Raw genomic sequence first — 11,662 nt, forward strand, 5'->3', positions numbered from 1 at the left:
CGCGTCCTGGGGGGCGGCCTCCGCGCGGTCCGGGGGAGCGGGCTTCTGGGAATCGGCCCCCGTCCCGCCCGGGCCGGCGGCCTCCGGGCCAGCGACGTCCTGGGGGGCGGTCTCCTTGGGGGCGGTCTCCTTGGGGGCGGCCTCCGCCGCCTCCCCGCTCACCGGCACACCGCCAGTGCGTCCAGGGCCACCGCGCCCTGCCCGTGACCCAGCACCACCAGCGGGTTGATGTCCAGCTCGGTCAGGTCGTCGCCCAGCTCCAGGGCCATGCGCTGGACCCGCAGCACCACCTCGACGAGGGCGTCCACATCGACGGGGGGCCCGCCGCGCACCCCCTCCAGCAGGGCCCGGCCGCGCAGCTCGCCGAGCATGTCCCGGGCCTCCTGCTCGCCGAACGGCGGCACCCGGACCGCCGCGTCGTGCAGCACCTCCACCAGGACCCCGCCGAGCCCCACCGTGACGGTCGGGCCGAAGAGCGCGTCGTGGGTCACCCCGACCATCATCTCGACGCCCCGGTCGATCAGCTGGCAGACCAGGATGCCGTCCAGGTCCACGGACTCGTAACGGGCGATGTCGGTCAGCTCGCGGTAGGCGTCGCGGACCTGGCTGGCCGATGTGAGGCCGACCTTCACCAGGCCCAGCTCCGTCTTGTGGGCGAGCCGGGGCCCCGAGGCCTTCATCACCACCGGGTAGCCGACCGGGCCGGCCGCCCGGACCGCCGCCGCCGCGCTGGTCACCAACTGCTCGCGCGGCACCCGGATCCCGTACGCGCGCAGCAGCTGCTTCGCCGCGTGCTCGCTGAGCTGCTGCCCCGGCCGCAGCAGCCCCTGCGCCTTGCGGAAGGAGGGCGACGGGGTGCGCGGGGCGTCATCGAAGGGGGAGCGGTAGCGGTCGGTGAAGCGGTGGTGGTCCAGATAGGCCTTCACAGCGGTGACGCAGTTGCGAGACGTACGGAAAGTGGCGAGCCGGGAGGAGCCCAGCAGGGTGGTGCGGTAGGCGTCCTCGGTCCCGACGGGGGAGCCCCAGACCACGCAGACCAGCTTCTCCGTGGCCTCCGCCGCGTCCGCCAGGTCCTGGGCGAGCCGGTCGCTCATCGGGGGGAAGGGGCCGGTGATGGGGCAGATCAGCACCCCGACCGACGGGTCCGCGAGAATCGCGTCGATGATCTTCCGGCCGCGCCGGTCGCCGACCGGATGGCCGCCGTTGTCGATGGGGTTGGCGACGTTCAGGTAGCCGGGTATCCAGGTGTGCAGCTCGTCCTGCTTCTCCGGCGACAGGGTGGGCAGCGAGAGCCCCGCCGCCGTCGCCAGGTCCGCGAAGTGCGCGCCGGTGCCGCCGGAGATCGAGTACACGGCGACCCCCTCGGCCCGCGGTGGCCGGGCGCGGGCCAACAGGGCTGCGGTGTCCTGGAGTTCGTCCAGGCCGTCCACCCGGATCACCCCGAACTGCCGCATCGCCGCGTCCACCACGTCGTCCGCCCCGGTCAGCTTGCCGGTGTGCGAGGCGGCGGTTCTGGCCCCGGCCTCCGTGCGGCCCACCTTGACGGCGACGACGGGGACCTTGGCACGGGCGGCCCGGTCGGCGGCGAGCAGGAAGGAACGGCCGTCCCTGAGCCCCTCGACGTAACAGGCGATGGCCCCGACCTCGGGGAGCTGGGCGAAGTACGCGAGGAAGTCGGCGGTCTCCAGATCGGCCTCGTTGCCCGTGGGGGCCCAGTGGGAGAGCCGGATACCCAGCTCCTGGAGGGCGTGGAGCGGGCGGCCCTGGTGCCCGGACTGGGTGATCAGGGCGATGGCGGGACCTTCCAGGTCATCCCGGAACCTCTCGAAGGCGTTCAGGTTGGTGTTCGGCCCGAGCAGGCGCAGCCCGGAGCGCTCCACGGCCGCCGCCAGCCGGGTCTGGGCCTCCGCGCCCGCCTCCCCGGTCTCGGCGAACCCGGAGGCGAAGGCGACGGCGAAGGGCACCTTGGCCTCGCCCAGCTCCTCGATCACCGGGAGCGGGTCAGCGACCAGCAGGACCGCGAGGTCGACCGGCCCGGGCACGTCGGCGACCGAGGGGAAGCAGTCCCGGCCGAACACGGCCGGACGGGTCGGGTGCACCGGGTGCAGCCGGGCCCCGACCCGGTCGGCCCAGGCGATGAGCTGCCGGGTGATGCCGGTGTTGGGGCGGCCCTCGGCGTCCGAGGCGCCGACGACGGCCACGGACCGGGGCCGGAAGAAGCGGTCCAGGTCGGGCACGGTCAGGTGCAGTGGTCGCCCGCTGACGTCGAGGCCGCCCCGGGCCGAGGCCGTCGGAAGGCTGACGACGGCGGCGTGCGGCTCCTCGCCGCAGGCCACCACCCGGGCACGGAAGTCGGTGGTGAGGGTGCCGTGAGTCGATCCAAGCATCGTTCCGCCCACTCCTGCTCGATGGCCCACCGCTGAACAGGCGGGACCGGCCGGTTAGCTGACACATTGTCAGGTTACTGAACTGACGCTTCGTCAGGAATGGGTGTGCAGGCAAAGGCTCGTGCGAGCACCGGACCGCTGTGCGGGCGGAGCCTCTCGTGGTCACGGAGAGGCATTCCGTGGCGTAGAGTGGTGTTTACCGACGCGGGGTGGAGCAGCTCGGTAGCTCGCTGGGCTCATAACCCAGAGGTCGCAGGTTCAAATCCTGTCCCCGCTACTGAAGAACACGACCGAGGCCCGGATCCCTGTGGATCCGGGCCTCGGTCGTGTTCCCCGGCGGAACGCCGGAGCACCCCCTCGGCCGTACGCTCGAACATCCTTACCGGTCACTGAGCCATGGGCGTGGGCCGCCCCGCCGGGCGAGGCTGGTGCCATGATTCGGAAAGACACGACCTCCGCGCAGGAACCCGTACTCGTGATCGGCGGCACCGGCAAGACCGGCCGCCGGGTGGTGGCCCGCCTCCGTGGTCTGGGAGTGGAGACCCGTGCGGCCTCGCGGTCCGGCGACACCCCGTTCGACTGGGCGGACCCCGCCACCTGGGCGGCCGCCCTGGACGGGGCCGCCGCCGTCTACATCACCCCGCTCGACGCCTCCCCCTCCCCGACACCCGCCTTCGTCGAACAGGCCGTCGCGAGCGGGGTGCGGCGGCTGGTGCTGCTTTCGGCCCGGGGCGTGGACGTGCCCGGCTTCTTCGGCCCCGGGTACGAGAACGGCGGCCCGCACGGCGAGGGCGAGCGGGCCGTACGCGCCTCCGGGGTGACCTGGACGATCCTGCGGCCCGGCTGGTTCGCCCAGAACTTCAGCGAGGGCGTCTTCCTCGACGGCGTGCGCGGCGGCGAACTGGCCCTGCCGACCGGGGACGGAAGGGCCGCGTTCGTGGATGCCGACGACATCGCGGACGTCGCCGTCGCCGCGCTCACCGAGGACGGTCACGCGGGCCAGGTGTACGGGCTCTCGGGCCCCCGCGCTCTCGACATCGAGGACGTCCTGGACGAGATCGCGAAGGAGACCGGGAAGCGCGCCGCGTACGTCCGCGTCGACACGGACGCCTTCCGGACCGGGCTCGTCGCCCGGGGCTTCCCGGAGGTGGAGGCCGGCCTCTGGACCGACGCGCTGTACCCGATCATCACGAGCGGGGAGGCGCCCGTGCTGGACGGGGTGCGCCGGGCGCTCGGCCGGGAGCCGCGCGACTTCACCGAATTCGTCCGGGACGCGGCGGCGCGGGGCGTCTGGGGCTGAGCCCTGCGGTGCCCGGGCCGATCCCCGTTCGGGCATGACGGTGACCGGCGGTTCGTATCCTTCGCACATGCGTGCTGGGTGGAGCCGTTCTGACGGCCGGGCTGGCGCTGTGGTTCGGCTGGGGCCTGGCAGGACTGATGGCCGTGGGGTGCGACGGGGACGCCAGGGGCTGCCGTGTCCCGGACGGGGGCGGTACGTACTTCGCCGCGTTCATGGCCGCGCCCTGGCCGCTGGGCTTCATGGTCAAGGCGGGGTTCTACCGAAACGACTGGCGACGCCCCCTGGGCTACCCGGCCGGAGCGGTCCCGGGAGCGGCTCACCCCGTCGGGGCTGCCCACCCCGTGGGGCGGCTCACCCCGTCGGGGCTGCCCACCCCGTGGGGCGGCTCACCCCGCCGGGGCGGCCCACCCCGTGGGGCGGCTCACCCCGTGGGGCGGCTCACCCCGTCGGGGCGACTCACCCCGCCGGAGCGGTCCCGGGGGCGGCGCACCCCGCCAGGGCGGCCGTCCCCCGGAGAGGTCCCGGGGGCGGCGCACCCCGCCGGGGCGGCCGTCCCCACCGGGTCGGCGGGCGCCGCCGCGCGCCGGAACGCGGTCGGGCTCTCGCCGCGCAGCCGCTTGAACGCCGCGCTGAAGCCGAACGCGTCCGCGTAGCCGACCCGCCGGGCCACGGCCGCCACCGTCAGCTCCGGGCGGGGCAGCAGGTCGGCCGCGAGCGTCATCCGCCAGGCGGTCAGACAGGCCACCGGGCCCTCCCCGACCAGCTCGGTGAACCGCTTCGCCAGGGTCGTCCGGGAGACCCCGGCCCGGACCGCCGGCTCCGCCGTCGTCCAGGGATGCGCCGGGTCCGCGTGCATCGCCCGGAGGGCCGGCCCCGTCACCTGGTCGCCGAGCGCCCCGTACACCCCGGCCGATCCGCCTCCGGCCGGTCGAACCAGTCGCGCAGCGTGCACACCAGCAACCAGTCCAGCAGCCGGTCGAGCACGATCTGTTCGCCCGGCCGCCCGCCGCCCTCTGCCCCTCCAGGAAGTCGCGCAGCGGCCCGCAGTCCTGCTCGTCGGGCACCCCGAGGGCGGGCGGGAGCGCCTGGAGGAGCCGCTGGGGCACGGGAGGCCGCCGACCTGGAACCGTGGGCGCGGCGCATCGCGGCCACGGGGGTGTGGGCGTAGGCCCGGCCCGCAGGCCCGGCCCACCCGGTCCGTGGGTCCGTTACGCGGACTGCCCCACCTGGTAGCCGCCGGCCGGGTACTGGAGCATGACGTTCAGCCGGTTGAAGGTGTTGATCAGCGCGATCAGCGAGACGAGAGCGAGGAGCTGCTCCTCGTCGTAGTGCTTGGCGGCGTTCGCCCAGACGTCGTCCGGGACCCCGCCCGCCGCGTCCGCGATGCGGGTGCCCTGCTCCGTCAGCTCCAGCGCGGCGCGCTCGGCGTCGGTGAAGACGGTGGCCTCCCGCCACGCGGCGATCAGGTTCAGGCGCAGCGAGGTCTCCCCGGCCGCGGCGGCTTCCTTGGTGTGCATGTCCAGGCAGCCGCCGCAGCCGTTGATCTGGCTCGCGCGGATCTTCACCAGCTCCTGCGTCACGGCGGGCAGCGTCGTGTCCTCGACGATCTTGCTCGCCGAGACCAGGTGCTTCACGAGCTTGCCCGTGACCGGGCTGGCGAAGGCGTTGAGTCGGGGGTTCATGGTGTGCTCCCTCTGCTGTCGTCACTGGCTACACACACAGGACGGAACAAGCCCCGAGGATGTGACATCCGGGGGAGGAGAGTGACGGGCGTCACCCGGAGGGGGTGGGAGGCCCTCACGCCCGGGGCAGGGGGTTCAGCTCCGCCAGGGCGGCCTCGGCGCGGACGGCATGGCCCGAGGCGTGGCTCTTGGCCCGTGCCCGGTTCAGGTGGTGCCTGGCGGCGTCCCGGTCGCCGCGGAGCCGTGCCGCGTGTCCCAGGCCGATCTCGGCACGGATCTCGCCCGCGCTGTAGGCGCGCTCGGCCGACACGGACCGCGCGCGCCCGTACAGCTCCGTCGCCCGCTCGGCGCTGCCGCCCGCCAGCGCGGCCCTGCCGAGCCAGGTCAGTGCCTCGACGACCTCGGTCCACAGGCCGAGCTCCTCGGCCATCAGGAGACCTTCCCGGTGCAGTCGTTCCGCCCGTACGCCGTCGCCCCGGCGTTCGGCCGCGAGCGCCAGGGCCCGGGCGGCCCGCAGCCTGCCCCAGCGGTCGCCGGCCTCCACGAACAGCGCCGCGCCCAGCTCCGCGGACGCCTCCCGGCCCGGGGCGTGGCTCGCCAGCTCGACCAGCGCCGCGGCCTCGCCCCAGTGGTCCCCGGCGGCGCGTGCGCCGGCCAGGCCCGCCTCCACCAGCCGCCGCCCCTCGCGGTGGTGGCCGCCGCCGGTCAGCCCGGTGCCGACGAACCACTGCAACCGGGCTCTCAGCACCGGGTCCTCGACGCCGGCGGTGGGGTCCTCGCCCGCCGGGGCCGCTGCCGTACCGGCCTCCGAGGTGCGCAGTTCCGTACCGGCCTCCGAGGTGCGCGGCTCCGTACCGGCCTCCGAGGTGCGCGGCTCCGTACCGGCCTCCGAGGTGCGCGGCTCCGTACCGGCCCCCGAGATGCGCAGCTCCATACCGGCCAGCCAGGCCCGCGCCGCCACGCGCGCGGCAGGGGCGGCCTCGCCCCCGGCGGCCAGCGCCGCCCGGAACGACCTGCGGGCCTCGGTGAGACGGCCGCGCAGGAACCAGTACCACGCCTGCGCGTTCACCAGCCGTACCGCGTACCCGGCGGCGTCCCGGGCGACCGCGAGGTCCAGGGCGCGGCGCAGGTTGACGGTCTCCGCGTCGAGGCGCTCCAGGCAGCGCCGCTGGTCCGGGCCGCGCAGCCGTTCGCTCTCCCGCTCGGCCAGCTCGGCGCAGTGGGTGACGAACCGGGCGCGTACGGCGGTCTCCTCGCCGGCCTCCGCCAGTCGTTCGGCGCAGTAGGCGGCCACGGATTCGAGCAGCCGGAACCGGTCTCCCTCACGGACCACCAGCGAGCGGTCCACCAGCCGGGACAACAGGTCGGGGACCCGCCCGGCGTCCAGGCCGGCGTCGGCGCAGACCGCCTGGGCGGACGCCATGACGCAGCCGTCGGCGTGCACGACCAGGCGTCGCAGCACGGTGCGCTCGTCCTCGGTCAGCAGCTGCCAGCTCCAGTCGAGCATGCCCCGCAACGTCCGCTGGCGGTCGGGGAGTCCGCGTACCCGGGCGTCGGGCCGGGCGAACCGGTCGTCCAGCCGGGCGGCCAGTTCGTGCGGGCTCAGTGTCCGCAGCCGGGACGCCACGAGTTCCAGGGCGAGCGGAATGCCGTCGAGGCGACGGCAGATGGTGGTGACGGCCTCCGCGTTGTCCGTGTCGAGGACGAAGCCGGGCGCGGCCGCCGCGGCCCGCCGCACGAACAGCTCGACGGCGCCGGCCCGGGCGATCGCCGGTGGATCGGTGTGTTCCGGCAGTGTCAGCGGCGGTACCGGGTGCACCACCTCGCCGGGGATGTCGAGGGGTTCCTGGCTGGTGAGCAGGAGGTGTGCCGACGGCACGGCCGACAGCACGGCGCCCGCGAGCACGGCGACCGGCTCGACGAGGTGCTCGCAGTTGTCCAGCAGGATCAGCAACTTCCTGTCGGCCACCGCCCGGCACAGCCAGCCCACCAGATCGTCCAGATCCGGCTCCGTCGCCGCGGTGTCGCACAACCCCAGGGTCGTGATGACCCGTTCGGCGATGTCGTCCGGGGCCGAGGTCGCGCCCAGGCCGGCCAGTTCGACCAGCCACACCCCGTCGGCGAACCGGCCGGAGGCCTCGTGCGCCGCGGCGACCGCGAGCCGGGTCTTGCCCACTCCGCCGAGACCGGTGAGGGTGACGAGACGGGCGTCCGCACCGGGGTCCAGCCGGGCCAGGACCCGAGCGGCTGCCTCGCGCCGGCCGATCAGCGGGGTGAGCGGGGCGGGCAGGTTGGTACGGCACGACAGCGATCCGACCGCGGGCGTGGCCAGTCGCGTCTCCTGGCGCAGGATCGCCTCGTGCAGCGCGGAGGCTTCCGGACCGGGCGACGCCCCCAGCTCCTCGGCGAGTTGCCGCCGCAGGTCCTGGAAGCTCCGCAGGGCGTCGCCCTGTCGCCCGGCCCGGTACAGGGCGCGCATATGGGCCATGCGTAGCCGCTCGCGCAGCGGGTGGCGTCCCACGAGTGTCCCCAGCTCCGCCGCCAGCGCCGTGTGCTCGCCCCGGGCGAGGCGCGCCTCGGCGTGGTCCTCGACGACGTTGAGGCGCAGCTCCTCCAGCCGCGTGATCTCGCCGCGGGCGAACAGGAACTCGGCCACATCGGCGTAGGCCGGGCCCCGCCACAGCGCGAGCGCTTCGGCGAACAGGTCGGCCTGCACCGCCGGTTCCCGGTGGGCGCGGGCGCGCTCGGCCAGCTCCTCGAACTCCAGGGCGTCGACCGTGCCGACCACGTTGTTCCCGTTGTTCCCGTTGTTCCCGTTGTTCCTGTCGTTCCTGTCGTTCCTGTCGTTCCTGTCGGCCCCGGCGTCCGTGAGCAGCAGCCGGTAGCCGGCGGGCTCACGGACCACCCGCTCCCGGCCCAGCACCCGGCGCAGCTGGGAGACCTTGGTCTGGAGCGTGTTGGCCGCCCCGCCCGGTGGGCAGCTCGGCCACAGGTCCTCGATCAGGCGGTCAGCCGGCACCGGCCCGCCGCCGTGGACGAGCAGGCTCGCCAGCAGGGCGCGGACCTTGGCTTCGGGAACCCTGACCGGCCGCCCCCCGGCGTCCCAGACGGCCAGCGGGCCGAGCACCCCGTAACGCATGACCGGAGTCTAAGGGCTGTCCCGACGACCGTCAGGAAACCGTGCGCGGGGGTCGGCAGTGTGGCGCGTGCACGTTGCCGAGACGCGAAACGCAGGGGAGTTCCATGACCATGACGACCGTACGCGGAGCGGGTGCCCGGGAGTGGGGAGGACTGGCCGTCCTCTCCTTGCCCACCGTGCTGCTGGGCCTCGACGTCACCGTGCTGTACCTGGCTCTCCCCTCGCTGGCGGAGGACCTGCGGCCGTCCGGCACCCAGGAGCTGTGGATCATGGACGCCTACGGCTTCCTGATCGCCGGATTCCTGCTCACCATGGGCACGCTGGGAGACCGGATCGGCCGCCGCAAGCTGCTGATGATCGGAGCCGCGGCCTTCGGGGCCGTCTCGGTGCTGGCGGCCTGGTCCACCAGCGCCGAGCTGCTGATCGTCGCGCGTGCCGCCCTGGGGATCGCCGGGGCCACCCTGATGCCGTCCACGCTGGCCCTGATCAGCAACATGTTCGCCGATCAGCGGCAGCGCTCCCTGGCCATCGGGGTCTGGGCGACGAGCTTCGCGCTCGGCATGGCGCTCGGGCCGGTGGTCGGCGGCGTGATGCTGGACCACTTCTGGTGGGGTTCGGTGTTCCTCCTCGCGGTCCCGGTCGCGATCGTGCTGCTCGTGGCCGCTCCGGTCCTGATCCCGGAGTACCGGGCGCCGCGGACCGGCCCGTTCGATCTGCTCGGCGTCGCGCTGTCGCTGACCGCGATCCTGCCGGTGGTCTACGCGGTGAAGCGGTTCGCCGAGGACGGCTTCGACGTGCCCACGATCGCCGCCGCGCTGATCGGCGCGGTCTTCGCGGTGCTGTTCGTCCGCCGCCAGGCGGGGCTGGCGAACCCGCTGCTGGACGTGGGCCTGTTCGCCGACCGGACGTTCAGCGCCGCGCTGAGCGTGCTGCTCGTGGGTCTCGTCGGCGTCGGCGGCTCGATGCTGCTGATCACCCAGCAGCTCCAGTTCGTGGAGGGGCTGCCCCCCGTCGAGGCGGGCCTGTGGATGGGGCCGCCGGCCCTGCTGATGTTCCTGGCGGCGATCGGGTCGCCCCTGGTGGCCCGCCGGGTGCCGCCGGGAATCGTGGTGGCGGCCACCCTGGCGCTGTCCACGGTCGGTTACGTGCTGCTCGCCCTGGTGGACGCCTCGGACGGCGTCGCCCTGATGGTGACCGGTTTCGGCCTCGTCTACCTCGGGCTCGGGGCGATCGCGGCCCTGGGCACGGACCTGGTGGTCGGCGCCGCGCCGACGGAGAAGGCGGGCTCGGCCTCGGCGATGTCGGAGACCGTGCAGGAGCTGGGACTCGCGCTGGGGGTGGCGGTCCTGGGCAGCCTGGCCACCGCGGTCTACCGCGACCGGATCGACGACGCGATGCCCGCCGGTGTCCCGTCCGAGGTGGCCGACGTCGCGGGCGACAGCCTCGCCGGCGCGGTCTCCTCGGCACAGCGGATGCCCGCCGGCTGGCTCGACCACGCCAAGGAAGCGGCTACCTCCGGGATGAACACCGCGATGGTCGTCGCCGCGGCGTGCACCCTGCTGCTCTCGTTCCTGTCCGCCGTCGTGCTGCGGCGCGTCGGCGTCATCGGCGGCGACGACGTGCCGGAGACCGGCGAGGACGGCCCGGGGACCGGCGGGGACGGCCCGGGGACCGGCGGGGACGGCCCGGGGACCGGCGGGGACGGCCCGGCGGCATCGGCCCTGTCGGAGGTCTGACCGGGGCGGGGCCAGCCTTCGCCCGGGGCCACCCTCGCCCCACGGCGTACGTCACGCGGGGCTTCGGGACCTCGGCCACGCGGGTCGGCCACGTGGCTCGGTCACGCGGGTCGGCCACGCGGGGCTTGGGGACCTCAGCTCGGCGTACGTCACGCGGGGCTTCGGGACCTCGGCCACGCGGGTCGGCCACGTGGCTCGGCCACGCGGGGCGTCCGGTCCTCAGCGCGACGCCCGGGCCACTCTCTTCGCGATCTTCTCGGCGTCCAGGGCCATTTCGCGGAGCATCCCGCTGATCGGGTTGGTGAAGCCGGTGAAGTAGAGCCCCGGGGCGCCCTTCGGTGAGCGTCCGCCGTGGGCGACCGGGCGGCCCCGCCCGTCCAGGACGTCCAGGTGGCCGAGCAGCGGCTCCAGCGCGCGGTCGTAGCCGGTGGCGGCGATGACGGCGTCCGGAGTGAGGCGGGTGCCGTCGGCCAGGACCACGGTGTCCCTGTCGAAGGAGGCGACCGTCGCCACCGGGGTGACCGCGCCGGACCTGACCGCGTCGATCAACCCGACGTCCTGGACCGGGATCGCGCCCTGGCGGACCCGGGAGTACAGGCCGGTGGCGGGGCGGGGGAGGCCCTGGGCGGCCAGGTCGGGCACGGCTATCCGGCACATCACGGCCCCCGCGCCGTCGACGAGCCGTACCGGGAGCCGGCGGACCAGGATGCCGGTGGCCTGGGCCGGCCAGCCCGCGGTGGAGCGGCGGACGATGTGCGGGACCGTCCGGACCGCGACGCGCACCCGGGAAGCGCCGCCCTCCGCGAGGTCCGCTGCGATCTCCGCGCCCGTGTTGCCGATGCCGACGACCAGGACGTCCCGGCCGGCGTACGGGGCCGGGGCGCGGTACGCCGCCGCGTGCAGCAGTTCGCCCGTGAACGTGTCGCGGCCCGGCCAGTCGGGGATGCGCGGGGTGTGGTTGAAGCCGGTGGCGACGACCACCGCACGGCCCCGCAGAACCCGTCCGCCCGTCGCCGTGAGCTGCCAGTCGCCGGAGCCGTCGGGGGCCCGGTCGATCCTCGTCACCTCGACGCCCGTGACCACTTCCAGCCCGTGGTGCTCGGTGTACTTCTCCAGATACCGCACCACGTCGTCCCGGCCCACCCAGCGCCCGAACCCGCGGGGCATGCGCAGCCCCGGCAGCGCCGACCAGCGGCGGGTCGTGTGCAGGCGCAGCCGGTCGTAGTGGCCGCGCCAGGACGCGGCGACCCGGTCCGACTTCTCCAGCACCACGGTCCGTACGCCCCGGGCGCGCAGCGCGGCGGCGGCGGCGAGGCCTCCGGGGCCGCCGCCGATCACGTAGACGGGACGGTCGTCCGTACGGTCGGTGAGGGCGGCGGCGTCACTGCCTGTGGGGGACGGGCTGTTGGGCATGGTTC

The 11,662-nt window shown here is 74.7% G+C and carries 6 protein-coding genes, 1 tRNA gene and 1 pseudogene; 3 read left to right on the forward strand and 5 right to left on the reverse strand.

Going from position 1 to position 11,662, the window contains the following annotated elements; genetic code table 11:
• Window positions 1–158: 158 nt before the first annotated feature.
• Window positions 159–2,387 (reverse strand): acetate--CoA ligase family protein, encoded by a 2,229-nt coding sequence (locus tag ACH4KB_RS09945; RefSeq protein WP_398065393.1) that lies wholly within the window; start codon window positions 2,385–2,387, stop codon window positions 159–161.
• Between the two features lie 203 nt (window positions 2,388–2,590).
• Here ACH4KB_RS09945 and ACH4KB_RS09950 point away from each other — a divergent pair.
• Both ACH4KB_RS09950 and ACH4KB_RS09955 read left to right on the forward strand, forming a co-directional pair.
• Window positions 2,591–2,664 (forward strand) — tRNA-Met (locus ACH4KB_RS09950).
• Between the two features lie 156 nt (window positions 2,665–2,820).
• A complete protein-coding gene (locus ACH4KB_RS09955) occupies window positions 2,821–3,687 on the forward strand; it encodes an NAD(P)H-binding protein (protein WP_398065395.1) in 867 nt (288 codons plus the stop codon).
• Between the two features lie 535 nt (window positions 3,688–4,222).
• On the opposite strand, the pseudogene ACH4KB_RS09960 reads toward ACH4KB_RS09955, so the two are convergent.
• The 3 genes and pseudogenes from ACH4KB_RS09960 to ACH4KB_RS09970 all read right to left on the reverse strand — a co-directional run.
• Window positions 4,223–4,802: pseudogene (locus ACH4KB_RS09960) on the reverse strand (AraC family transcriptional regulator); the annotation flags it as partial.
• Window positions 4,803–4,895: 93 nt separating this feature from the next.
• On the reverse strand, window positions 4,896–5,369 hold the full coding sequence (locus ACH4KB_RS09965) for a carboxymuconolactone decarboxylase family protein (RefSeq protein ID WP_398065397.1): 474 nt from the start codon (window positions 5,367–5,369) through the stop codon (window positions 4,896–4,898).
• A 115-nt stretch (window positions 5,370–5,484) separates the two neighbouring features.
• A complete protein-coding gene (locus ACH4KB_RS09970; protein WP_398065399.1) occupies window positions 5,485–8,508 on the reverse strand; it encodes a BTAD domain-containing putative transcriptional regulator in 3,024 nt (1,007 codons plus the stop codon).
• A 104-nt stretch (window positions 8,509–8,612) separates the two neighbouring features.
• On the opposite strand from ACH4KB_RS09970, the gene ACH4KB_RS09975 reads away from it, so the two are divergent.
• Window positions 8,613–10,244 (forward strand): MFS transporter, encoded by a 1,632-nt coding sequence (locus ACH4KB_RS09975; RefSeq protein ID WP_398065401.1) that lies wholly within the window; start codon window positions 8,613–8,615, stop codon window positions 10,242–10,244.
• 219 nt (window positions 10,245–10,463) lie between these two features.
• Here ACH4KB_RS09975 and ACH4KB_RS09980 read toward each other — a convergent pair whose 3' ends face one another.
• Complete coding sequence (locus ACH4KB_RS09980) at window positions 10,464–11,657, reverse strand: flavin-containing monooxygenase (protein ID WP_398065403.1); 1,194 nt, start codon at window positions 11,655–11,657, stop codon at window positions 10,464–10,466.
• Between the last annotated feature and the right edge of the window lie 5 nt (window positions 11,658–11,662).

Source organism: Streptomyces sp. NPDC017520, assembly GCF_044329855.1.
Taxonomy (GTDB): domain Bacteria; phylum Actinomycetota; class Actinomycetes; order Streptomycetales; family Streptomycetaceae; genus Streptomyces.